Raw genomic sequence first — 22,691 nt, 5'->3', positions numbered from 1 at the left:
CTTGCTCTTGTGCTCATTCCTTAGAGAATGAACCTATAAGTAATTTGCTTACAACATTTGCTTACAACAAAATCGCAGAAAAAGGATTGTGAATCTCATTCACAATCCTTTTTCTATTAGATACATAGAAAAGACCAGAGAATACAATTCTCTGGTCTTTTCTTTTTAATTATTCAGCTGCTGCTTCTCTTGAAAAACGTTTTTTGTAACGTAAAACGAAATAGCCGCAAGTAATGATTAAGAATACAACCATGCAGGAAATTAATACAACTGCATTAAAGGCAAAGAAGCTCATATCGCCTGTGGAGATGGCTGCTCTAAACCCTTGGATTGAATACGTCATCGGTAAGAATTTATTAAATACTTGTAATGGTTTTGACACTAATTCTAATGGGAATGTACCCGCACTTGTTGTTAATTGCAATACCAAGATAATGATCGCAATAAAACGGCCTGGATTATCTAGGATGGAAACAAGCATTTGAATTAGTGCTAAGAATGTGTAGCTTGCCAAAACAGTCATGAATATAAACGCTGGTACATTGACTACCTCTATTTTTAGGAAAAATAAAGCGATAATGACAACTAGTGTCGATTGAACCAATCCAACAACAGCTAAAACGGATACTTTACTTAAGAACCAAGAAAAGCCGTTTTTCGGTCTGATTGCTGCGTCTACAAATGGATAAATAATCGACAGCATGAGGGCTCCAACGAATAAGCCGAGAGAAAGCATAAATGGAGCAAAACCTGTACCATAGGTTGGTACTTTATTTACTTCTTGTTTCTCTACTTCGACCGGTTCGCCGACCATATCATACGTTTTTTGATTTGCTTTAATTTTAGAAGCTTGGTCATGGGCATCTGCTAGTTTACCTTGCAGTTTATCCGCACCGTCCTGCAATTCGCCTGCACCTGATGCAAGCTGGCTAGAACCATCAGATAGCTGTGCTGATCCGCTGACTAATGATTTGGTACCGTTGCTTAATGTATCTAAACCTGTTGCCAGCTGACCTGAGCCTGTTTGCAATTGACCCATGCCGCCAACTAATGATTTGGTACCGTTACTTAATGTACCTAATCCTGTTGATAATTGACCTGAACCTGCTTGCAATTGACCAATACCGCCAACTAATGATTTGGTACCATTGCTTAATGTACCTAATCCTGTCGTTAATTGAGTAGAACCATTTTGTAGTTTACCCATACCATTGGCAAGTGAGTTTGTGCCATTGCTGAGTGTACCAAGGCCTGAAGTTAATTTACCTGAACCTGTTTGCAAGTGGCCTAATCCATTATCAAGCGAAGAAATACCTGTGTTTAACTGACCAGCACCTGCATCTAATTTTTTCGCACCCTCAATTGAACTGTTCCATTTGTCTGCAAGCTGGCTTGTGCCGTCTGCCAAATCTTTTGTTCCTGGGGCAAGTTCATTTGAGACAGATTGATTCATTTTATCTAGACCACTCGATACATCTATTGCGCCTTGTTTTAGTTTAGATAAGTCGTCTCCCGTACTTGGTGCATTAATGTTGCTTACACTTTGGTTTACTTGTGAAGTAACTTTACTTAGTTCTCCAGCTTCTGTATTCACAGTTGTCGCATCTTTATCTACTGCATTAGCGGTCTGAAGCAATGCTTGTTTTTGCTCTGCCGGAATATCCATATTATTAATTTGTTCAATTAACTTTTTCGTATTGTTAGATAAAGATGAGCTATTAGCTGTCAGGTTGGTTGCTTTGCCATTTATATCTGCAACACCTGTTTTTAATGACTGGACTTGATTAGGCAATTCACCAATAAGATTCACCAGTTTTGTCACACCGTTTGAAACATACGCAGCTCCGGGCACTAATTGAGACAAGCTACCGCTTAATGTTGCCACGCCGTTATTTACTAATTGTGCACCTTTATTTAAAGCCTGAATATTAGCTGTATTGCCTTCTAACCCTGAAACAAGGCTCTCTGTTCCTTTTTTCAAGTCAGATGAACCTGTCTGCAATTGAGTGGAACCACTCTTAGCTGAGTTGATACCATTCTGCAATTCTTTCGAGCCATTGATAGCGGATTGGGCACCGTCATTTACCTTATTCGCACCGTCTGCTGCTGAGTTAATACCATTTTCTAAATCCTTTGCACCAGTGGTTGCCGAATTAGCACCATCATTTAATTTATTCGCGCCATCTGCTGCTGAGTTAATACCATTTTCTAAATCCTTTGCACCAGTGGCTGCTGAACTGGCACCGTCATTTAGCTTATTCGCACCGTTCGCTGCTGAATCCACGCCATTTTTTAAGTCGTAGGCGCCATTTTTGGCTGATTGTGCTCCGTTATTCAGTTTTGTGGAGCCTTCTTTTGCAGATTGAACACCTTCATTGAGCTGATTTGCGCCTTTATCCAGCTTGCCGGCACCTGTTGCTAGTTTGCCAGCACCATTGGCTGCATCGCCAAATCCATTGCCCATTTTCTTTATATTAGCAAATAATGTTTTTGCATAAGTTGCTGATACTTGTTTATTGACTTCTTTACGAACCAATTCGATTGCTGAATTCCCGATTTGGCTTCCCAAGAAGTTATACCCTTCATTTGGCCGGTATATGATCTTCATTTGTTCGGGATCATCTTCTAATAAAGAACCTGCATTTTTAGTGAAATCTTTTGGAATAAGAATTTCTAAATAATAATCGCGATTCTTCAAACCATCTTTTCCGGCTGAATCGGAGACTTCCTTAAACTTAAATTTATTACTGTCGATTAACCTTTCGACGAGGTCATTCCCTAGGTTTTGTTTTTTGCCATCCAATTTTGCTCCAGTATCATCATTTACAATAGCTACTGGGAGCTCATCCAAGTGTGAGTATGGATCCCAATATGCCCATAAATATGTACCCGCGTAAATAATAGGAACAAATAAAATGGCGATGATAGCAACTAAAACCTTTTTAGAATGAAAAATTGCACTCCATTCTGCTTTAATCACGCTTTTAGTCCTCCTTAATACCAACTGACCCAATTGTTCAATTGGTCAATTTTATTCAAAAAGAATTAGGGCAAAAGCCCACGAAAAATAGTGTTTTGAAACAATGAAGCGATTTGGTCTTCGGTTAACTCTTTTTCATGTGTTTGACCCCAGTCGGCTACAAAAGCAATATATGCTTTATATAACAAATATGCAACAAGCTCAGAATCACATTCACGCAATTCCTTTTTTCCTATCGCAATATCAAATTTTTCAGCAATATAGGATACTATCTCACTTTCTACCCGTTCGAGCATAATTTTAACCGCTGGTGTTCGAAGTTCTTTTTCTTCCTCTACCAGCTTCGCATAAAGTTGATGTACCTCACGGAATTGCAGGATTTTCATCAATACACGGTGTGCATTATCTCTAAAAGGCAATGTAGGATCTATTTCAACCTCTACTTCGGCTTTCATTTCTAGTATCATTTTTAATACAATTTCCTGAAGCAGGATTTCTTTATTGGCGAAGAAAGTATAAATAGTTCCTTTCCCAACATTCGCTAATTTAGCGACTTGTTCCATTGTAGTCGCTTTGTACCCAAACAGTGAAAAAGACTTGGAGGCCGCTTCTAGAATCTCTTGCTTACGATCCATCTTGTTTCTCACCTACTTCCCTCAAAAATAAAATTGACCAGAAAACATTTTCAGTCATCTGGTCAATAATACTACATCATATTTTTAGAATGTGCAACTATTTTTTTCAGCTATTAATGGTCGTCTTCATCCTTTTTAGAATGGTCCATATCCATCATATTCATATCCATTTTTCCATCATCTTTATCTTCTTTGACTTTGCTGAGGTCTGGTTTGCCTACAGTTATTTTTTTCTTTGGCATTACATGCAGGCCGCGTGCAGTAGTATGTGCATACATATAGTAAACACCATCATGGCTAAATTTAGTTGTTGCTTTATACACACCGTCTTTTTCGAGTTCACCCATTAAAATTTCACTTTTATCACGGTGGCCTGATTCCCATACTTCAAATTTCACTTCGTCTGCATCGTCCACAGCTTTATCCGCTTGTGTAACGTGTGCCACTAATTCTATATCTTTCTTCGCCTTTACATGATCAGGTGTTTGGATATCCACCTTCACCTCTATAGCAGATTGGCTTGCATTTTTAGAGGTATCATCATTCTTAGATGTATCTGCATTATTGCATCCTGCTAGAACACCAGCAATGATCGCAACACTAATAAAAGCTTTTTTCATTTCTTATCTCCTTTTAGAAAGAGTGTTCTCTTAGTAAAAACTCTATCCCTTAAGAGATAGAGTTAAGTTGTTGTTTAGGCATTCGCCAATGTTTTTTGTACAACATCTGCTAACGCGTCAATGAATAACGGGTTGTCGTTTGGCATTTTAGGGCGATGATAGTTAGCACCTAATTCTTCGCAAACTGTTTTACATTCATAGTCATTGTCATATAGCACTTCTAAGTGTTCAGCTACAAATCCAACTGGTGTATACACAAATGAACGGTATCCTTTGTTATTGTATAAATCACGAGTTAAATCTTGAACATCAGGTCCAAGCCAAGGATCTTTTGTTTGGCCTGCTGATTGCCATCCAAATTCCATATTCTTTACGCCAGTCCGTTGTTGCAGAATTTCAGCTGTTTCATGCAATTGATCTGCATATGGGTCACCCATTGCGATAATTTTTTCTGGAAGTGAGTGTGCACAAACGATTAAGCATGCTGTTTCACGTTCTTCATCAGACATTGCATCGAACTCTGCATTAATTTTTTCTGTCCAATATTGCAGGAATTTTTCTTCTTTATACCAGCTGTCAATCGTATGAATTTTTAGATTGCCAAGTTCAGCAGCTTTGTCTAAAGCTCTTGAGTTGTAAGACTTGGTAGAGAAAGATGAAAAATGCGGTGCAAGTACGATTGATACAGCTTCTGTAATGCCGTCATTGTGCATTTGTTCTACTGCATCTTCAATGAATGGTGCAATATGTTTTAGACCGATATACAATTTGAATTCTGCGTCATCTTGGATCTCATTTAAGCGTGCTTCTAACGCTTTACCTTGTTTTCTTGTTGTTTCTGCTAAAGGTGAGATGCCGCCGATTGCTTGATAACGGCTACGCAGGTCTTCAATATGCTCATCGCTTGGACGGTGACCGTGACGAATATGCGTATAGTAAGGAATTAAATCCTCTTCGCTATTTGGCGTTCCATATGCCATTACTAATAGTCCGATTTGTTTTTTCATAGTTAAGACACCTCATTTATATTTTTCTTATGCTCAAATATAAAGGGATATAACAGTTTTCTTTCCCTTTAAATGCTTAGACGTTATTTTGCAGTGCTTGCGTTTGCTTTTACTATTTGTGCGCTGTATTCATGAATAAACGCTGTTAAACGCTTTAAGACGTCCGGATTTACAGATGGGAATACACCGTGGCCTAAGTTGAAGATATGCCCAGGTACTTGTAATCCTTGGTCAATAATTTCCTTCGTACGATTTTCTAGTACTGACCAGTCAGCTAATAGCAATGTAGGATCTAAATTACCTTGTACCGGTTTAGTAATGCCCATTTGGCGTGCCTCTTTAATTGGCAAACGCCAATCTAAACCGACTACATCTACTGGAAGGTCATGCCACTCCATAGCTAGGTGGCTTGCACCAACACCAAACATAATCATTGGCACACCTTCGTCTTTCATTTCGTTAAAGATTTTTTCCATCACAGGCTTGATGAAGATGGAATAATCTTGTTGGCTTAATGCGCCTACCCAGGAGTCGAAAATTTGGAACGCTTTCGCGCCTGCTTTGATTTGAGCTTTTAGATAAGTAACAATCATATCAGCCAATTTATCCATCAAGACAAACCACGCTTTTGGTTCTGATACCATAAAGGACTTTGTTAACGCATAGTTTTTAGAAGGGCCCCCTTCAATCATGTAGCTTGCTAGTGTAAATGGTGCACCGGCAAAGCCAATTAAAGGAACATCCAGCTGTTCTTCTGTTAAAAGTTTAATCGTTTCAAGCACATATGGTACATGTTCTTCAGGATGGAACTCTTGTAGCTTGCTGACATCGTTTGCAGTCCTGATTGGATTGGTAATAACCGGTCCGACTCCTTCTTTAATCTTCACGTCTATTCCCATTCCAGGAAGCGGTGTAACAATATCTTTATACAAAATGGCAGCGTCTACATTATAGTTTTCCACTGGCAAACGTGTTACATAAGCGCATAGCTCCGGTTGGTGAGTAATCTCCTCTAGTGAATACTTTTCTTTAATCTTGCGATATTCCGGCTGCGAACGACCCGCTTGCCTCATATACCAAACTGGCGTGTACGCCGTTCTTTCTCCTCTCGCCGCGCGCAGGAGCGTATCATTAAATGTTCCCATGGCAAGTAATCTTCCTTTCATAATTAGTAAATTAGTTTGACTCGACATTCATATCCAATTTTATGATAGACGTTTATTTCAGACTTGTATAGTTCAACGTGCAATTTGTCAAAAAAACGTAGGAATTTGCGACATTATTTTGACAATGCCTTGCAATCAGCAATAGTCTAGTGAACTTTGGCTTCCATTTCAGTCCTTTCTCACTTATACCCTTTAGTAACTGTTTCTATTATTAACTCACCTAGCAAACGTTTATACTTAAAGCTATTAGGGAATACATATAATAAAGTAAAGGTTTTCTCCAGCGCTTATTTTTTACTTTCATTAGGAGGAATAAATTATGTACGTATATTTAACATCAGGCACACCAGAATTTATGGAAAGCATTCAACAAAAGCATAGCAATGAAAATATGATTTTACTTTATGGGGCCGACAAAACTGTCCTGCTTCATGAATCTGAGAAGAAAAGCGTCTTCGCTACGCCTAAAAGCTACGAGATTGTCCATCAAGTAGGTCAACTCGAACAAAATGGATTCTACGCGTTAAACTATATTCCTGTAAAAGAAGAAAGCCATCTTGTATTTGAAGATAACTTCTTAAAAGTAATTGAAAAACTGAAACAGGAGCCAGGCTTTATTTCATATCGACTATTACGACCACGTCCTTTCCAAGATGAAGCTTATATCTCATTGACTGTCTGGAATGGTCCACATTCATTTGAAGCGTGGAAAGCAAGCCAAACCTACAAAGAAACCTTCGAACATCCCAAAAAGAATATCAATGGAGTGGATACAGGTAACATCTTTGTCAGCCATCCATACGTAAAAACATACACCACAACCAAACTAGAAGAAGAAGAAGAGGAACAAGAATAAAAAAAGAAGATGGAAGGTGCTATTACGCATTCCATCTTCTTTTATTCTATTTACTTGCTCAAACGAAGGGTCATCTCCCCTACAACCCATACAATCAATGCTTGAATATAGAAGTAAGGTGTCATGATTCCCGCAAGCCCAACAATGAGACCTTGGACAATGATGGTATAACGGACAATTTTTACGCTTGCTAATTGACGTGAATTGTCTGGTAAAGGAAACAGCATGTCCATTCGAAAATCGTTAGACGATGTGAGCGCTTGTTTCAGCTGAATAGCTGTAGCGAAGGCCATTGCACCAACAATTACGCCAATCACAATCGGCATATGAACAAATGCGGCTACTAAAGCGGCTATCGCAGTTAATCTTACCCATAGATAAAAGTGGTCATCTGTTCGAATAAATGTACGGAAAACTAAATATTCCTGCGTATTCTTTTTAGCATAAGGAATAACCCCGTAAAGGAAATCCAACCATGCTCTACGTTTAATACTGCCATGAATATGTGGTACATCCGTGAAATAATTGGCAAATCGATAGATACCCATCATGCGATTTTCTTCCAATTTAACAAAATGCTCATATGGGAATGGCAATTCTTTCATTTTGTTACGCCAGTTAATTGGATACACTACTAGAATCACTACCAGCACAACAATCGGTATGATTTGCACTGATAGAATCGAACTGATGAGGACACCAGAAATAATCATGCGTACAAGACGGTCTACCCAGGCATAATGGCCTTTGTATGCCCATCTATACATAAACTCGCTGTGTACATTCCAGTATTTTATTAAGAGTGCTACTACTAATCCAACAAATATGAGAGATGGCTTTAATCCTGCCACTTGTCGCAGCATCGGCCAAGTTACTAGATAAAGAGCCAGCACCAAGATTATTTGGGAACTGAACGTATATTTGAGCGCCTTTTTAAAATACAAAGGCAACTTTGTTTCAAGTGGCAATAAATAGACTTCATCAGGCTTTCGTATTAAGGTAACTGGACGGCTTAAACCGACCACTAGACCAATAATAGCACCTGTCAGCCAAATGGCAGGAAAATCGCTAGAAGCTGTTTTAAGCCATTCACTGTATTTGTAGCCACCCGCTCCAAGAACGAACATTATGACAATCGCCAAATGTCCGGTGAAAACGTATCGCATGTATTTTTGGATTTCGCCCATATAATGGCCAAATCGCACGCGCCACACATCAAGCAAATTATTCATAATGCTGCTCCTTTGTCATCGCGATGTATAAATCATCGAGCGTAGCATGAGGCATATTGAATGCTTGGCGCAAATCATCCATTGTGCCATGAGCCCGCAGATTGCCGTTATGCAACAACAAAATCTTATCGCAATATTTCTCAGCAGTCGCCAGTACATGCGTAGACATTAAAATAGAAGCTCCCTCTTTTTTCTTTTCGTCCATTTGGTCAAGCAATGATTGGATTGCTAATGGATCCAAGCCAACAAACGGCTCATCGATAATATATAGTGATGGATCTACTAAAAAGGCGCACATTATCATCACCTTTTGCCGCATCCCTTTTGAAAAATGAGATGGGAACCAGTTCAGTCTTTTTTCCATTCTAAATTCTTTTAATAGCGGTTCTACACGCTTGTCCCTTGTTTCAGCGTCAATTCCGTATGCCATTGCCGTTAATTCAAGATGCTCTTTCAATGTTAGCTCATCATAAAGAACGGGGGTTTCTGGAATATAGGAGAATGATGAACGATAGGTTTCTATATCATCCTTAATGGAAACGCCATTAAGCAATATTTCACCCTTTTGCGGCGTCATCAAGCCAATAATATGCTTAATTGTTGTACTTTTACCCGCACCATTAAGACCGATCAATCCAACTAACTCTCCTGGTTCAATTGCAAAAGATAAATCATGAATTACAGGCTTTCTTGTATAGCCGCCCGTTACTGACTGTAATTGTAATACCGTCATTTCTACGTCACTCCTATTCTTCTTCTAGTTTAGCAAAAATTCTTCTATCTATATAGAACAAACTAAGGGCTTTTCAACGAATACGCTGCTATTTTCAATCTAAATAACGCATTCTACGGAGCGACAAATCTAATTATAGGCCGCTTCTCTTCCCACTGGAAGATCTCTAACCCAATTTTACTTCATTCTATATAAGAGTTCCAAATATGGTAAAATGAAAAGCAAATTAGTGAAAGGTGTGTTATTATGAGCGATTGTTTATTTTGCAAAATCATTGACGGCTCTATTCCAAGTACAAAGATTTATGAGGACGAATATGTCTATGCCTTTATGGATATCATGCCATTAACAAAAGGCCATACATTGCTTATCCCAAAAGAACATGTGAAAAATGTGTATGAAATGTCTGCAGAAACTGCAGCCAATCTTTTTAAAGTAGCACCGCGTATAGCAAATGCTATCAAAGATAGTTTCCAGCCTGCAGGGATGAATTTATTGAACAACTGCGAAGAAGCGGCCGGTCAAAGCGTCTTCCATTTCCATCTGCACTTTATACCAAGATATGATGAAACGGATGGATTTAAAACAACTTGGATTACAAAAGAAGATGAGTTTGCTCCAGAAATGTTAAAAACATTAGCAGACGAAGTAATCGCGAACTTGAATAAATAAATCTTTCAAGGATACCCCCTTGCCTTTTAACGATGGCAATTGTAAAATCAATATAAGTTTTCGCTTTCGATCAGGAGGATACGAAAGGAGAACGAGAGTTGAGTTTAGTCAATAGAATAGGAGAGATGAGAGTTGAAGACAAAAAATCTTGTGTTAATGGCATTGCTTGTAGGGATCGGTGCCGCATTGTATGTGGTGATTCCAGGCTTTAATGGAGGCATGAAGCCAGATTTCATGCTGACAATGATGTTAATCGGAATATTATTGTTCCCCCGTCCAAAAGAAGTATTTCTGCTTGCCATTGCAACAGGTGTCATTTCGGGGTTATTTTCTACTTTCCCTGGAGGTTTTGTACCGAATATTATCGATAAAATTGTCACAGCCTTTATTATTTATGCGGCAGTGGCTTTACTGAAAAAGGCAGCCCATAAGCTCCCTGTATCAACGATTCTAGTGGGAGTTGGCACAATTGTATCTGGTAGCGTGTTCCTTAGCACTGCTATTTTCCTTATAGGTGCAAAGGTTCCATTTACACTGCTTTTCCTAACAGTTGTATTGCCGGCTACAGCGATGAATATAATCGCTTTTATCATCATCTATCCAATTATCGTGAACTTAGTGAAGCGATCTAATTTTATAACAGCTATAACGAAAGCATAAAAAAGAGCTAACCCAAATGGGTTAGCTCTTTTTTATAAGAATTATAGTTTTGATGTCGTCTCAGTTTCCTGCAGCAACCATTTAAACCACTTGCCATGTCCTTCTGTTTCAGCAATTGTCTCTTGGTGTTCTACTCCGTTCAAGTAGTAATCGAGGTGTAAATTGCGGTCTTGAATATTGTTGTAGATATGAAAAACATCCCGTTCTTGACCAATGGATTTTACAATACTTAATAGTTGTTCTTTTATCTCCTGTGGCATTTGGTTAGCTACATGTGTATGAAATAAACAGACCGTACTATTTGTTGGAAGTTGGCTCACAAGATCTCTCAATAGCGAAACGCCATCCCCTTCCACCAATTGCACAGGACATTCTTCAATATAACTGGCAGCGCTCACAAACATCGCAAGTCTATCTTTGTGCTCTGGCCATATGAGCGATTTCAGCCATATATATTCTTCCTCATCCATTAAATCGACTGTATTTAAATCAATTCCTACTCTTGATGACACAGGGGGAGGTGTTGAGGAGACATGAGGAGCCATCTCTCCTTTTAAGGTGGAGGTGATATGTAACCTTGACTCTGTATTTCCAAAAACTTCATCTTCTTTATAGGAATAGGCGTACTGATCCCAGAGAAGTTGCAAACCGGCACTTGTACCGATTTCAATAAGCGCTAAGGGTTTTTGTGACTTTGCATAAATAAAGCTAAACACAGGATAAAGATAAGCGCATCTTCGCACTTCATTCGTTTGTACCAGTTTCGTTTGCAGTAGATGAATAATGTCATTTTTATGTTGCACACAAAACTCTTTAAAGTAATCGAATGCTTCATTAGGTAATTTCGCTTCAACCACAATGCTAGGATAAAACTCTTTTAGTTTATGTTCGGTCCCTTTTAATAAAAGATAATGGACAGCTCCAAATAATAAATTAGGAACAGGCTGTCCACTACGCGCAACTGTACACAATTCTAGGAGTTCATCATCATTTGCAATGGCCAATGAAAGTGTTTCATATAATTCACTGGAGTCCTTACATTCTGTTTCTGCAAAAGTGATAAAGTTTTGAGATAATCTTTTTAACATATCGTTATTTTGCATAAATAATTCCCCTTTAATAAAACTATTATTTTGCAATCACTTTTGGCTAACCCCATTTGCTTTCTTTATAACTTCTTGAATAAATGGCTCTTTTGCTTTCGTATAGGCAGGTCTATCATACTTATATTTTTCCGCTAGCACTTTCTTCAATCGAGCGTATTGTGAAAGTTCTGCCGGATGGGTTCTTAAATAATCCCGAAAGAGAATTTTGTTATTCCACTCACCGCTATTGTACTTATAGACATGTAGATGATGTGTCCCCGCTCTCCGTGCCCCTTTTCTAAAAAACCTACGATTCGGAAATTCCTTATGTTCAACATATTCATAGCCTAATTTCTCTAACGGCCGTATATACTTATCTACCTCTTCCAAGTCTCTTACGGCAACCATTATATCCAATATTGGTTTTGCTTTTAATCCTTTGATAGAAGTACTGCCGAAATGTTCGATTACAACGTTTTTATCGTTGAATACTTTTATTAAATCTATCTTTTCCTGTTCATACATTCTTGGCCAATCGGCATTATATTCTTCGATTACTACTTGTTCATCCATGAAAAATTCTCCTTATTTTCATTTAATGAGAAACTAGCTTTTCATTACATTCAGCGGTAAGAATAGAATCTTCATTTCTAAAAATGCAAATTATCAATGGACGTATTATTCTTTTTTCATCTAAATCCCACATTTCTACTTACCCCTAGAGGTTAGCTCGTTTGACAAACTTTCTTATAATAGATAAGAGTTGTACGATTATTTATTTTTTTGCTGAACCCCGTTTGCTTATAGCCCATCTTTTCGTATAAGTAACAGTTCCTCTTCTCCTCTACTATCGTTGCTAACTCCCAACTAACAGCCTGAGGGTACATTTCTTCAACTAAATGAATAACCTTCTGAGCAATTCCTTTTCCATGATATGTAGGTAAGATGAACATAGGGCTAAGCCAAAATTGTGTTTTTTCTTTCCACGAAATACATATAGCCCCTACCAGCTTATTGCCAGCTAAGATTTTAAAAAAGCTACCATCCTTTCTATTAATTCTTTTTAATACTTTTTCAATGCTTTCATTCGCTGGATTGATTTCATCGTCTTTGTATTTCTCTAGCAATGGTTTAAATGCTGCTACTTGCATATCTAAAATAGCTTGGGCATCATTATCTTTTGCCTTTACTAGGCTGATCTCCATCCTATCACCCACTTATCAATTTATTAACTTTCATTCACTATGACTGTGTCAATAAGTCTCTATTAAATAAAGCAGTTGAATAAAAATTTCGATTGATGACATTCTTCGTTATTTGTCTGATCACTTTCGCATTCCTTAATGAACCATCAGTCATAGCTAAAATGTCCCTTGAATGGACCCATTTATAATTAGTAATCGCTTCTTCACGTAAGCTCACTTCTCCGCTAACAATTCCTCCTATAAAGTGGAATAAAATAACCTGATCACTTGAATCACTTGTAAAGTTATAAACGCCAGTTGTAAGAAGTAATTCTACATCTAATCCCGTTTCTTCTTTGACTTCTCTAATGGCAGCGGCCATAATATCTTCATTTTTTTCTATTCTCCCCGATGGAAAATTCCATTTAACGATTCCAGAATCTCTTTTTTCTTCAATCATTAATAATTCCTTATCTTTTGTAATCGATACACTAACAACTAAAATCATATATTTCTCATCTCATTTATATTTTAGTTTTAACACTTCACCTTTAAATTCCTTTGTTAGTACGTAATTCCACAATCGTTCCTTCAGGTGCTTTCACCTTACATAAGGATCCATTTTCGACATGATAGATAATTTTTCCATCCTTCAAAATAAAATGGGATTTCAATTCTTTTAATCGTTCGACTTCTAGTGGAAGGTTTTCCACCCATAAACAGAAATGAACTAGTCCTTCACTATTTGAATTTGCCTCGACTAGCTTTTCACCAAACTTGCCTGTTTGTAATTCGATATAAAAGTCACCTAACTTCAACCAAGTATTAAATGCTCGTCCATGAAATTTTGGTGTTTCCTCAACCACTTCAAACCCTAATGCCTTTGTATAAAATTCTAAGCTTTCTTTATATGTATTAGTTTGTATACACAAATGGTGTATATAACGTTTAAGCATGAAATCTTACTCCTTTTTCTTGTCTAATCAAGACTGAAAGGGCTAAAAAATTAGCCCTGTCTATTTATAATTTAATACGCTTGTTTCTTAGTATTGAATAGTCCCATTAGAGTGCCGATCCATGTTCCTGCAAGAATACTTACAGCAGTAAATAAGTAACCCAATCCATCCCACCCACGAACAAAATATATACTATAAATTACTAAACCGATACATATTAAACTCAATATAATTGACACTGAATATAAAGTTTTTCTAGATACCTTGTGGGCAATAAAGTAAACAACCATAAGAAATAGAATCCCTAGAACCAAAATAGGCGTCCATCCCGCCAGCATTAATGTACTCATTTTTTATCACCTCCATTATTATTCTATTCTGTTATCCTGTTAAACGAACCTAGCGTAGAGATTGAGGAATTGGCTAAGTGCAGATCAAAGAACACTTTTACTCTTTGCCACGCATCAAATTGTGCATGTGCATTATCTGTTGGATTTCCGCCAAACAACAATTGCATTCCGTTCCCATAAGGGAGAACCAATTGAGTGGTTGGTAAACCAGGAGGGCCAAAAGAGTGTCCTGCTTCTGGATAATTGATATGCTCATAATCATAAGGATGATTGTGTTCTTTCAATCTGATTATCACTTTTTCTGATAACACATCTGAAGGCCATAGCTGGTCATCCCCACCTGAAATCAAAAGAACTGGTCCCTTAATATTTTCTACTTCTATTTCTGCCTCTTTCTCACCTACTGCCCAAAAGTGGTAGGTTTTGCGCCATGATATAGGCTTTCCTGATTGTTTTGCCTGTTGAATTTCTTCGCCAACTTCCTTTGGCACCTCACCATAAGCAAAGGGAAATGATTTCCCTTTAAATTGCCATGAAGGAACGCCAATGGCTGATTGCCCGATCCCTGGATAAATAACGCCACTTGGCACAAAGCCTACAACTGCCTTGATAGACGGAAAAATGGAAGCACTTAACAGGGCTAGTTCACCACCCCTAGAAGTTCCCATTAACCCAATTCTTGTATCGTCTACCTTTGGATGATCAGTCAACCAATCAATGGCTTTCTCAATGTAATCCAAAGGGATGTCTATTAGCTCTTTTGGTAAATCTTCCATACCAAAATACGCCAAAGCTAATGTATTAAATCCATAGGAAGCTAACAATGCGGCATTACTTTCTCGCAACCCACCCTCTGATCCACCTAATACAATGATGGTAGGGAGTGGACCGCTCTTTGAATGACAAAAGAATGTACCAATCAGCCCTCGTTCACGTAATGGAATTCTATCCACTGCTGGAGAAACTACATGACGCGTAACAGAATGAGTGGCTAAGATTTCATGTTCCTTCATGACCGTTATTTTTGTTTCCAATGGCTGTAGAGGCGTTTTTCTCTTTGGCTCATGAGTCAGCGGAATCATTGACCAAAAAAGTCCCATAGTATCAGACGCAGAATACGTACCTGATAGCGGCTGTGCTTTCGCCAAGTTAATTTCTCCTTTAGAATCAGACTTAAATTCTGCAAACGATTGCCAGCTAGTTCCAAGGTTATCCCGCATTTTTGCTTGGACTGTTACAACCTGATGGGGTGGAAGGTTTGAAATTTGGATTTCTAGAGATGTATCTAGTAATGGACTATTTTGTGCAACATGTATTACTGGATTCATTGCTTTCCTCCTATGTAAATTTCGTTAGCCGTCATGATCCACTAGTTTTTATGTGCTCCTATCATATGTCTCGTATCAAATAATAATGAAATCAATGACTCGTGATATGGAATAAATTGGCCCTCCGAAATTAAATGAAAAATGGCGTCTTTAGCTGCCCACTTTACTTGGCTTACTTCTTCAGTTGGCAGTGGCAGTTTCCGGAGGTCTACATCTATCTCACTCACATAGTAATCATCAAATCCATACTCAAAGTTAACTGTTACAGAAGGGCGCAGTTTTTGAAGATTAAGCACAAGACCAATCTCCTCTTCCACTTCTCTTTCTGCAGCCTGTTGGCTCGTTTCTCCTGCTAATGCACTGCCGCCCACCGTAAGATCCCACATGTTCTGCCAATGATCCTTATTCGGCTGCCGCTGTTGAATCAGCATTTCACCTTGCTGATTAAAAAGACACACATGTATAACTAAATGAAAGTCCCCCTGCTCAAAAGCATCACCGCGTCTCATCTGTTTACCTGTCAGCTTTCTGTCTTTGTCGTAAACATCCCACATTTCCATGCAGATTCCCCCGTCCGATTGTAATTGGTACAATTTTATACAGGTTCTCCATTAAATACCTTTGGACTTTTCAGATTAATCTTCTTACGTCTGATTTGTAAGAGAAGACATTTCATACTTTATAGAATTCCGGAGGCTTTCGGCACTTAGCAGCTTGTTCAAAAGCAAAAGCTAGTTTGATTAAGACATCTTCACTAAAGGCTGTACCTGCAAAAGTTATACCAAAGGGTCTTCCACTTTCCATATATCCCGCAGGTATAGCTATGGATGGATAACCCGCTTTAGCACTTATGGTTGATCCAATATATGAAGGGAAGACAATAGCATCCAATTCATATTTTTTCAACGCATGGTCAATTCCTTGTTCTTGAGAAAAATATATATCTTCTATTTTCGACAATAAATATTCAGGATCCCTTAACGTGTTAGAGATTTCTTCTCTTTGTTCCAATTTATCCTGACCATATTTCAATGCTTTTTCTTTGATACTCTTATTAAATTGTATTAATTCAGATATTGAGTGAACAGGAATATAAGCTGGTAATTTAGCGAGATAATTGTTTAAACTATGCTTTAATTCATACATTGAGACACCCCAATTCCATTCTCTATAAAAAGAGGGAATTTCTATATTCTCAATAATTTCAGCTCCTTGTTCAATCATTAACTGAATAGAATTATTAAATAATCGTTCATCATATTCCTCTGACTCTTTGTAGTTTTCAGAAATGTTATTAAATATACCGATTCTAGCACCGAATAATCCTTTTGAATCTAAGCATCCTGTATAATCTTGTGGTGATTTCCCTTCACTTTTATAGGTGGCAATATCATTTTCATCTGTCCCTATTAAGGTACCAAGTAAAATGGCCGCATCTGTAACAGTTCTTGCGAATGGCCCCGCCGTATCCTGTGAGTATGTAAAAGGCATAATGCCACTTCGACTAATTAAACCGACAGTTGGTTTAATACCAACTACTGAGTTTTGAATAGCCGGGCTAAGGATGGAGGTATCAGTTTCTGTTCCTACCGATAACATTGAAAAGTTCGAGGCAACTGCCACTGCAGATCCTGAACTAGATCCCCCAACAAATAGTTTGGGGTCACCATAAGGATTTAATGTTTGTCCCCCTCTTGAACTGTATCCTGCCCACATATCACTCGACACGGCATTGGCTAGCTCTGTCATATTTGTTTTACCTAAAATAACAGCACCTGCTTCACGGAGCTTCTTCACCAGAAATGCATCCTGCCTAGCTAAATGATTTTCTAAGGCAATTGTTCCTGCACTCGTATGCATGGAATCTTTTGTTTCAATATTATCTTTGATGACAACTGGAATACCATGTAATGGTCCCCTAGCACCCTTTAGCTTTCTTTCATTATCTAACGCTTCAGCTATAAATATGGCTTCTGGGTTTATTTCAAGCATAGAATTGATGGTTGGCCCGCTTTGGTCATACTTAGCTATTCGATATAAATAGTACATTACGAGCTCTTTTGAAGTTATTTTATCTTCACTCATTGCTTCTTGAATTTCATTGATAGTGAGTTCTTCTTTTAAAAAACTTTTAAACCTTATATCCATGCTAGTTCTTCAATCCCTAAGTTTTTGTACCACTTCATCGACATTCTCCCATTCATAAATCAATTCATTCAACATTTTCCCGCCAATTTGAATTTGGACTTTTCTGATTAATCTAGCGCCATAATGTTCATAAAATAGGCGAGTCTTATTTTCTTCTAGGACCTCTACAAAAATTCTTTCATAACCCATTTGGTTAAAATGTTTGAATAGTTCCTTCATCAGCAACTTCCCCATGCCTTTTCCTTGGTACTCCTCTAGGATATAAATGGAGGTCAGATCACATGTGTTTTCCACCAGGTTGTCTTCTCTCTTCCATCCGTCCGCAAATCCAACAATTTGACCCTCATTATTGACCGCAACAATGGCATACTTATCTTCACTAGCAATGTTTTTCTCCCATAACTCAGTACGTTTCGCATACGACAAATTATTTAAAAAGTCCTCTGGAATAATGTCTTTATAAGTTGTTCGCCAGCTATCCACGTGAACTTTTGCAATTCCTGATGCATCATTCGATTGTGCCCTTCTTATTTCCATGACTCTACCTCGATTCATATAGAATTACGACTGACCTTTGAATAAAAGCTGTTCCCGATTTCTAGCATTCGATTACAATTTGCACTAAAAAGCCCCTAACAATAAAAAAATCGACAAAATCTACTAAATATAATATTCGCATTTAATCTATGTAATTCCTGCTAATTAATAGGATTTTTTTCCAAATTATATTCCTTTCATTGAAATTCTGACATTAAGGATATTAAAACACTACAATTATATCTATAAATACGATATAATCTGTATAAACGATATAAAAGGAGTGCATTTTATATGATTCAAGATATAAATAAATATTTTACTAATATTTATTTCTATTTACACCCTAACCAAGAGGAAGCTATTTCCCACCGAAGTGTTCGTATTTTGCAAATTGTAGAGAAAAAACAATTTGTTACAATCCGTGATATTGCAGATCATCTGACAATTTCACATAATACCGCTTCGGAGCATGTGAAAAAGTTAGTAGATAATGGATGGATCCATAAAGAAAGATCCATTGAGGATCAACGAAAAGTCTATCTCCATTTAACTGATAAAGGTAAAGCTATTTTGAAAAAAAACACGGAGCTAGACGAAGAAAAATTGCAAGAAGCACTAAATAAATTAACAAACGATGAGAGAAATAAGATAGTTGAAGCGTTTCAACTATTAAGTGAGGTATCCAAATAAATGTACTTACTTCTAAAAATTTTAAGTTCAGCAGTCATTATTGGCGTTGTTACAGAATTGGCAAGACGATTCCCTTTATACGGGGGTATAGTAGCTGCATTACCATTGATCAGTATATTAAGTATTATTTGGCTAACGATTCAAGGAGAAGCTACGCATACAATCAATAAATTTACACTCGGTGTTCTGGCAGGTTTTCCGGCAACTGCGATTATGCTGTTTGTCATATATATTTCCTTAAAACACTCTTTACATCTTGCATTGGCATTATCATTAGGCTTAGCTGTTTGGGGCGTATTTTTAATCGGGCAAAAATTTATCATAGGCGCTTTTATTTCATAGTGTGCATATGAAAAGGTTAACACTATGAAGACCTGATTCTTTTTTCTCTACCTAGCAGTCCAAAAAAATAACAATTTATTTTTCTAAAAACATGTTTTAATATAGTATATAAAGGAAATGAATATAATAATGAAAGGAGACTGAATACTATGAAAATCTCTAATTTCTTACTTGGCATGACTACTGGCCTATTAGGAGGAGCAGCAGCTATGCTATTCACAACACCTCAATCTGGGAAGGACTTTCGCAAATCTCTTTCAGATACAAAAGATTCAATGAATGCACAACTACAAGACCTAAAAACTCAGGTTCAAAATATGACAGACTCTATTAAAACAATTAAAGAAGAATCAAAATCAACTATTCCACACTTTGTGGATGATGTGAAATCTTCCGTTAATGAATGGAAACAAGAAACAACGCCTGTTCAAAACAAATTGCAAAGCGATATCAAATCGTTGCAAAGCTCTGTGGAAGAAATTCAACAACAAGTGGAAGAATTTAAAAATCGCAAAAAGAAATAATTTACTTGGGCAATATAGTATTACAAAAAAATTTCCTTCTTTAATATTTTCGAATTTCATTCTATACTACTTATGAAAATGCTATAATATGAAGAAATGACGAAAGTGGTGATCGCTATGTCTGAAGAAATGATCGCGGCTAAAGAAGCCATGCTTTATTCACAACGTATTGCCCAATTATCCAAGGCTCTTTGGAAAGCCGTGGAAAAGGATTGGCAAGCATGGATTAAGCCCTACCGGTTAAATATTAACGAGCATCATGTATTGCTTATTGCAAACAATCTAAAAGGCGCTTCTATCTCGGATATTGCTAAGTTCGGCGTTATGCATGTTTCGACAGCTTTTAATTTTTCAAAAAATTTAGAAGAGCGCGGCTTGCTGTCATTTTCAAAACGCGATAATGACAAACGAAATACATATGTTGAACTAACCGAGAAAGGCCACGAATTACTTTTAGAACTGTATGGAAATTTTAATCATTCGAGACATACTGTGATCGATGGTTCTATCCCTCTAAGAGAGTTGTATGGCGAATTTCCACAATTTTTCGAATTAATCGCCCTCATTCGTAATATCTACGGCGATGATTTCATGGAGATTTTTGAAGTTTCATTAAAGAAGATGGAAGATTGACTTTATATCCAATATCATGCCTTTTACTGGGATGATATTGGATTTATTTTTTTCGAATTACATGGTGGAATTTTGTAGATTTATGTACTTTTTCTAATGCCAAATTCCTGTGCATTGTAGACGATGTTGAGACGTAAAAAATTCATCTTGATTTTCTATATAAAAAGCTTTACTGTATGTATCTAAGCTTTTTATTCGTATAGAAAAGGAGATGCTAAGAGGTGCACTGCTGGAAACACATTAATGTCAAAAAACAATACGGCCATCATCGACTATTTCTTTTCTCAGCTATTTTTATGTTACTGGCCTTTTCTTTCTTTTATATTACGATGACTGCCTATCGGGACAGTCCAGTGACAGATCGATTATTCCCATTATTTTTGGCTGGTTTTTTAATGGTTTATCCGGCACATAAGTTACTGCACTTTTTACCATTGGCTCGTTGTCACAATCGGTTGCGTTTTAAGCTTGAAAAGCAATTTGGTGTTATTCCTTTGCTTTCCATTCGTATTACAGAACCAATTATTAAACTACGCTATATGATTGCTTTGACGATTCCTTTTGTCGTGCTCAATAGCATACTCATTATGGGTGGCTTGATTTATTCGACTTACCGTCATTATTTCGCCATTTTATTGGCCTATCACTGTGGTTTGTGCGTAATCGATTTGCTGTATGTAAAACATTTAATCCATTCACCTAAAAAAGCATTTATAGAAGAGACAGATAAAGGCTTTGAAATTTTGATTTCCTATGACAATGAGAGTGAAACTGTCCTAAGCAGAAACTTTACTCATCTCCCATGATTTTTGCTTGTTTCTTTTTTCTACTTTTTTGTGGGGCATAAAAAGAGAACTGGCTTGTCATATTTATCTCTCTTTTGTTATGCTTAAGGGGTATTAATAGAGGGGAGGAAAAGACTTGATCATCGCTATTGTCGTCCTATTCTCGGTATTCTATCTGTTCCAAATTAACCGCATGACTTTTACACTTTGCGCACAGAAAGAAATCCCCGAGGAGAAACAACCTAAAATTTATCGCACTATTAATGTACTGATCACAATCTTACTTGTATCATTTTACTTAGAAATGATGTTTACAGTTTAAAATAGACTATGCATGGTCATGAGTCTTTTCGTGCCTATAGTGTATAAGAAGAAAGCCGCTTACAAGTCAATGTAAGCGGCTTTTCCTTCTTCAATTAGTAGATGTAAGCTGCACCTACAATGATCAACAAAATGAAAAGAACTACCAATAAAGCGAAACCGGAACCGTAGTTACCGCCGTAGCCGCCGTGTCCTCCACCACTCATTCTTAGCACCTCCTTTGCTCATTTCTTTTATATCTTATTCAGTACTTTAAAACTTCTTTAGGCGATTTCCCCTGCAACCTTTTCCTTTTCTCATCGTTCTATGGTATAGTTACATGTGCATAAGTAGTAGGAACTCAAGTTGGGAGAGATTAGAAAGATGAAAAAAACTGTACTATCATTAACACTTGCAGCATCTGTACTCGCGTTATCAGCATGCGGAAATGCCGGAGATGAAAAAGTCGCAACTTCAAAAGTCGGCGATGTGACAAAAGATCAGCTTTACAGTGAAATGAAGGATTCCGTTGGTGAATCAGCATTGCAATTGATTGTCATTGAAAAAGTATTGAACGATAAATATAAAGTGTCTGATAAAGAAGTTAATAAAGAATACGAAAAACAAAAGAAAGAAATGGGCGAAAACTACGAACAAACGTTGGCAGCTCAAAATCTAAATGACAAATCATTCAAACGCAGCATTAAATTGAACCTTTTACAAGAAGCTGCTATGGCTGATGGCGTAAAAGTCTCAGAAGCAGATATGAAATCTTATTATGATGAGATGTCAAAAGAGTTGAAAGCAAGCCACATTCTTGTAGCTGATGAAAAAACAGCTAAAGACATCAAAGCAAAATTAGATAAAGGTGAAGAATTTGCTAAGCTTGCTAAGAAAAACTCTACAGATACTGGCTCAGCAGAAGCTGGCGGCGAACTTGGTTGGTTCGGTCCAGACAAAATGGTCCCTGAATTTACTAAAGCTGCCTATGCTCTTAAAAAAGGTGAAATCAGTGAACCTGTTAAAACATCATATGGCTATCACATCATTAAATTAGAAGATGAGCGCGATGCAAAAGTGAAAGGCTCTTATGAAGATAACAAAGCTGAAATCAAGAAAAAACTTCAACTTCAAAAAGCTGACCAATCACAACTGTTGTCAAAAGTATCTAAACTTGTAAAAGATGCAGACGTGAAAATTAAAGACAAAGACTTAAAAGACGCATTAGCTCAATTTAAAAGCTCAGCAGCTACAAAATAATGCAT

Annotated in this window: 28 protein-coding genes; 10 read left to right on the top strand and 18 right to left on the bottom strand. The window is 37.3% G+C overall.

Features of this window, described 5'->3' with window-relative positions; all coding sequences use genetic code 11:
• Positions 1-169: 169 nt before the first annotated feature.
• From RST01_RS09490 to hemE, 5 genes are all read right to left on the bottom strand, one after another.
• Entirely contained in the window at positions 170-2,980 is a 2,811-nt protein-coding gene (locus RST01_RS09490) for a YhgE/Pip domain-containing protein (RefSeq protein ID WP_147196263.1), read from the bottom strand.
• Positions 2,981-3,045: 65 nt separating this feature from the next.
• Positions 3,046-3,615 (bottom strand): TetR/AcrR family transcriptional regulator, encoded by a 570-nt coding sequence (locus RST01_RS09485; RefSeq protein ID WP_147196261.1) that lies wholly within the window; start codon positions 3,613-3,615, stop codon positions 3,046-3,048.
• 113 nt (positions 3,616-3,728) lie between these two features.
• Complete coding sequence (locus tag RST01_RS09480; RefSeq protein ID WP_147196259.1) at positions 3,729-4,235, bottom strand: FixH family protein; 507 nt, start codon at positions 4,233-4,235, stop codon at positions 3,729-3,731.
• 74 nt (positions 4,236-4,309) lie between these two features.
• Complete coding sequence (hemH, locus tag RST01_RS09475; RefSeq protein WP_147196257.1) at positions 4,310-5,242, bottom strand: ferrochelatase; 933 nt, start codon at positions 5,240-5,242, stop codon at positions 4,310-4,312.
• An 83-nt stretch (positions 5,243-5,325) separates the two neighbouring features.
• The gene (hemE, locus tag RST01_RS09470; RefSeq protein ID WP_066789551.1) at positions 5,326-6,387 is read right to left on the bottom strand and encodes a uroporphyrinogen decarboxylase; all 1,062 of its coding nucleotides are present in this window, start codon (positions 6,385-6,387) and stop codon (positions 5,326-5,328) included.
• Between the two features lie 340 nt (positions 6,388-6,727).
• On the opposite strand from hemE, the gene RST01_RS09465 reads away from it, so the two are divergent.
• The gene (locus RST01_RS09465; protein ID WP_147196255.1) at positions 6,728-7,264 is read left to right on the top strand and encodes an antibiotic biosynthesis monooxygenase family protein; all 537 of its coding nucleotides are present in this window, start codon (positions 6,728-6,730) and stop codon (positions 7,262-7,264) included.
• Between the two features lie 50 nt (positions 7,265-7,314).
• Here the strand turns inward: RST01_RS09465 and RST01_RS09460 are convergent, their stop codons facing one another.
• Together RST01_RS09460 and RST01_RS09455 are read right to left on the bottom strand one after the other, a co-directional pair.
• A complete protein-coding gene (locus RST01_RS09460) occupies positions 7,315-8,496 on the bottom strand; it encodes an ABC transporter permease (RefSeq protein WP_147196253.1) in 1,182 nt (393 codons plus the stop codon).
• Complete coding sequence (locus RST01_RS09455; RefSeq protein ID WP_066789558.1) at positions 8,489-9,229, bottom strand: ABC transporter ATP-binding protein; 741 nt, start codon at positions 9,227-9,229, stop codon at positions 8,489-8,491. The genes RST01_RS09460 and RST01_RS09455 overlap by 8 nt, the downstream gene beginning before the upstream one ends.
• A 246-nt stretch (positions 9,230-9,475) precedes the next feature.
• Between RST01_RS09455 and RST01_RS09450 the strand changes: the two genes are divergently transcribed.
• A complete protein-coding gene (locus tag RST01_RS09450) occupies positions 9,476-9,901 on the top strand; it encodes an HIT family protein (RefSeq protein WP_147196251.1) in 426 nt (141 codons plus the stop codon).
• A 132-nt stretch (positions 9,902-10,033) separates the two neighbouring features.
• Positions 10,034-10,561 carry a tryptophan transporter gene (locus RST01_RS09445; RefSeq protein ID WP_147196249.1) on the top strand — a complete coding sequence of 176 codons (528 nt, stop codon included), beginning with the start codon at positions 10,034-10,036 and terminating at the stop codon, positions 10,559-10,561.
• Positions 10,562-10,602: 41 nt separating this feature from the next.
• Here the strand turns inward: RST01_RS09445 and RST01_RS09440 are convergent, their stop codons facing one another.
• The 10 genes from RST01_RS09440 to RST01_RS09395 form a co-directional block, all read right to left on the bottom strand.
• Complete coding sequence (locus tag RST01_RS09440) at positions 10,603-11,664, bottom strand: DUF2332 domain-containing protein (protein WP_184117584.1); 1,062 nt, start codon at positions 11,662-11,664, stop codon at positions 10,603-10,605.
• Positions 11,665-11,700: 36 nt separating this feature from the next.
• The gene (locus tag RST01_RS09435; protein ID WP_147196247.1) at positions 11,701-12,219 is read right to left on the bottom strand and encodes a GrpB family protein; all 519 of its coding nucleotides are present in this window, start codon (positions 12,217-12,219) and stop codon (positions 11,701-11,703) included.
• A gap of 152 nt (positions 12,220-12,371) precedes the next feature.
• A complete protein-coding gene (locus RST01_RS09430) occupies positions 12,372-12,851 on the bottom strand; it encodes a GNAT family N-acetyltransferase (RefSeq protein ID WP_147196245.1) in 480 nt (159 codons plus the stop codon).
• Positions 12,852-12,888: 37 nt separating this feature from the next.
• Positions 12,889-13,338 carry an NUDIX hydrolase gene (locus tag RST01_RS09425; protein ID WP_147196243.1) on the bottom strand — a complete coding sequence of 150 codons (450 nt, stop codon included), beginning with the start codon at positions 13,336-13,338 and terminating at the stop codon, positions 12,889-12,891.
• A gap of 43 nt (positions 13,339-13,381) precedes the next feature.
• The gene (locus tag RST01_RS09420; protein WP_147196241.1) at positions 13,382-13,786 is read right to left on the bottom strand and encodes a VOC family protein; all 405 of its coding nucleotides are present in this window, start codon (positions 13,784-13,786) and stop codon (positions 13,382-13,384) included.
• 71 nt (positions 13,787-13,857) lie between these two features.
• Complete coding sequence (locus tag RST01_RS09415; RefSeq protein ID WP_147196239.1) at positions 13,858-14,136, bottom strand: YesK family protein; 279 nt, start codon at positions 14,134-14,136, stop codon at positions 13,858-13,860.
• A gap of 23 nt (positions 14,137-14,159) precedes the next feature.
• Positions 14,160-15,464, bottom strand: coding sequence for an acyl-CoA thioesterase/bile acid-CoA:amino acid N-acyltransferase family protein (locus RST01_RS09410; protein ID WP_147196237.1), 1,305 nt, complete (start codon positions 15,462-15,464; stop codon positions 14,160-14,162).
• Between the two features lie 41 nt (positions 15,465-15,505).
• Positions 15,506-16,024, bottom strand: a complete 519-nt coding sequence (locus RST01_RS09405; RefSeq protein ID WP_147196235.1) for an NUDIX hydrolase — start codon at positions 16,022-16,024, stop codon at positions 15,506-15,508.
• 112 nt (positions 16,025-16,136) lie between these two features.
• Entirely contained in the window at positions 16,137-17,612 is a 1,476-nt protein-coding gene (locus RST01_RS09400; protein WP_147196233.1) for an amidase family protein, read from the bottom strand.
• A 9-nt stretch (positions 17,613-17,621) separates the two neighbouring features.
• A complete protein-coding gene (locus RST01_RS09395) occupies positions 17,622-18,149 on the bottom strand; it encodes a GNAT family N-acetyltransferase (protein WP_147196231.1) in 528 nt (175 codons plus the stop codon).
• Between the two features lie 294 nt (positions 18,150-18,443).
• Between RST01_RS09395 and RST01_RS09390 the strand changes: the two genes are divergently transcribed.
• The 6 genes from RST01_RS09390 (at position 18,444) to RST01_RS09365 (ending at position 21,448) form a co-directional block, all read left to right on the top strand.
• Positions 18,444-18,842, top strand: coding sequence for a MarR family winged helix-turn-helix transcriptional regulator (locus RST01_RS09390; protein ID WP_147196229.1), 399 nt, complete (start codon positions 18,444-18,446; stop codon positions 18,840-18,842).
• Entirely contained in the window at positions 18,843-19,184 is a 342-nt protein-coding gene (locus RST01_RS09385; RefSeq protein ID WP_147196227.1) for a DUF3147 family protein, read from the top strand.
• Positions 19,185-19,333: 149 nt separating this feature from the next.
• Complete coding sequence (locus RST01_RS09380; protein ID WP_066789583.1) at positions 19,334-19,708, top strand: YtxH domain-containing protein; 375 nt, start codon at positions 19,334-19,336, stop codon at positions 19,706-19,708.
• A 117-nt stretch (positions 19,709-19,825) separates the two neighbouring features.
• The gene (locus RST01_RS09375) at positions 19,826-20,341 is read left to right on the top strand and encodes an HTH-type transcriptional regulator Hpr (RefSeq protein ID WP_066789585.1); all 516 of its coding nucleotides are present in this window, start codon (positions 19,826-19,828) and stop codon (positions 20,339-20,341) included.
• 221 nt (positions 20,342-20,562) lie between these two features.
• Complete coding sequence (locus RST01_RS09370) at positions 20,563-21,147, top strand: DUF3267 domain-containing protein (RefSeq protein ID WP_066789587.1); 585 nt, start codon at positions 20,563-20,565, stop codon at positions 21,145-21,147.
• 115 nt (positions 21,148-21,262) lie between these two features.
• Entirely contained in the window at positions 21,263-21,448 is a 186-nt protein-coding gene (locus RST01_RS09365) for a hypothetical protein (protein WP_066789589.1), read from the top strand.
• Between the two features lie 94 nt (positions 21,449-21,542).
• On the opposite strand, the gene RST01_RS09360 is transcribed toward RST01_RS09365, so the two are convergent.
• Positions 21,543-21,653 carry a YjcZ family sporulation protein gene (locus tag RST01_RS09360; RefSeq protein ID WP_147196225.1) on the bottom strand — a complete coding sequence of 37 codons (111 nt, stop codon included), beginning with the start codon at positions 21,651-21,653 and terminating at the stop codon, positions 21,543-21,545.
• 157 nt (positions 21,654-21,810) lie between these two features.
• Between RST01_RS09360 and RST01_RS09355 the strand changes: the two genes are divergently transcribed.
• The gene (locus RST01_RS09355) at positions 21,811-22,686 is read left to right on the top strand and encodes a peptidylprolyl isomerase (protein WP_147196223.1); all 876 of its coding nucleotides are present in this window, start codon (positions 21,811-21,813) and stop codon (positions 22,684-22,686) included.
• The last annotated feature ends 5 nt before the right edge of the window (positions 22,687-22,691 follow it).

Origin of the sequence: Rummeliibacillus stabekisii, assembly GCF_007988965.1 — a bacterium.
In the GTDB taxonomy this organism is placed as follows: Bacteria; Bacillota; Bacilli; order Bacillales_A; family Planococcaceae; genus Rummeliibacillus; species Rummeliibacillus stabekisii.
This window is presented reverse-complemented; position numbering and strand designations above follow the sequence as displayed.

Coding starts and splice junctions, on each gene's coding strand:
- RST01_RS09485 (WP_147196261.1), bottom strand. CDS start 3,615: ATGGATCGTAAGCAAGAGATTCTAGAAGCGGCCTCCAAGTCTTTTTCA.
- RST01_RS09480 (WP_147196259.1), bottom strand. CDS start 4,235: ATGAAAAAAGCTTTTATTAGTGTTGCGATCATTGCTGGTGTTCTAGCA.
- hemH (WP_147196257.1), bottom strand. CDS start 5,242: ATGAAAAAACAAATCGGACTATTAGTAATGGCATATGGAACGCCAAAT.
- hemE (WP_066789551.1), bottom strand. CDS start 6,387: ATGGGAACATTTAATGATACGCTCCTGCGCGCGGCGAGAGGAGAAAGA.
- RST01_RS09465 (WP_147196255.1), top strand. CDS start 6,728: ATGTACGTATATTTAACATCAGGCACACCAGAATTTATGGAAAGCATT.
- RST01_RS09460 (WP_147196253.1), bottom strand. CDS start 8,496: ATGAATAATTTGCTTGATGTGTGGCGCGTGCGATTTGGCCATTATATG.
- RST01_RS09455 (WP_066789558.1), bottom strand. CDS start 9,229: ATGACGGTATTACAATTACAGTCAGTAACGGGCGGCTATACAAGAAAG.
- RST01_RS09450 (WP_147196251.1), top strand. CDS start 9,476: ATGAGCGATTGTTTATTTTGCAAAATCATTGACGGCTCTATTCCAAGT.
- RST01_RS09440 (WP_184117584.1), bottom strand. CDS start 11,664: ATGCAAAATAACGATATGTTAAAAAGATTATCTCAAAACTTTATCACT.
- RST01_RS09435 (WP_147196247.1), bottom strand. CDS start 12,219: ATGGATGAACAAGTAGTAATCGAAGAATATAATGCCGATTGGCCAAGA.
- RST01_RS09430 (WP_147196245.1), bottom strand. CDS start 12,851: ATGGAGATCAGCCTAGTAAAGGCAAAAGATAATGATGCCCAAGCTATT.
- RST01_RS09425 (WP_147196243.1), bottom strand. CDS start 13,338: ATGATTTTAGTTGTTAGTGTATCGATTACAAAAGATAAGGAATTATTA.
- RST01_RS09420 (WP_147196241.1), bottom strand. CDS start 13,786: ATGCTTAAACGTTATATACACCATTTGTGTATACAAACTAATACATAT.
- RST01_RS09415 (WP_147196239.1), bottom strand. CDS start 14,136: ATGAGTACATTAATGCTGGCGGGATGGACGCCTATTTTGGTTCTAGGG.
- RST01_RS09410 (WP_147196237.1), bottom strand. CDS start 15,464: ATGAATCCAGTAATACATGTTGCACAAAATAGTCCATTACTAGATACA.
- RST01_RS09405 (WP_147196235.1), bottom strand. CDS start 16,024: ATGGAAATGTGGGATGTTTACGACAAAGACAGAAAGCTGACAGGTAAA.
- RST01_RS09400 (WP_147196233.1), bottom strand. CDS start 17,612: ATGGATATAAGGTTTAAAAGTTTTTTAAAAGAAGAACTCACTATCAAT.
- RST01_RS09395 (WP_147196231.1), bottom strand. CDS start 18,149: ATGGAAATAAGAAGGGCACAATCGAATGATGCATCAGGAATTGCAAAA.
- RST01_RS09390 (WP_147196229.1), top strand. CDS start 18,444: ATGATTCAAGATATAAATAAATATTTTACTAATATTTATTTCTATTTA.
- RST01_RS09385 (WP_147196227.1), top strand. CDS start 18,843: ATGTACTTACTTCTAAAAATTTTAAGTTCAGCAGTCATTATTGGCGTT.
- RST01_RS09380 (WP_066789583.1), top strand. CDS start 19,334: ATGAAAATCTCTAATTTCTTACTTGGCATGACTACTGGCCTATTAGGA.
- RST01_RS09375 (WP_066789585.1), top strand. CDS start 19,826: ATGTCTGAAGAAATGATCGCGGCTAAAGAAGCCATGCTTTATTCACAA.
- RST01_RS09360 (WP_147196225.1), bottom strand. CDS start 21,653: ATGAGTGGTGGAGGACACGGCGGCTACGGCGGTAACTACGGTTCCGGT.
- RST01_RS09355 (WP_147196223.1), top strand. CDS start 21,811: ATGAAAAAAACTGTACTATCATTAACACTTGCAGCATCTGTACTCGCG.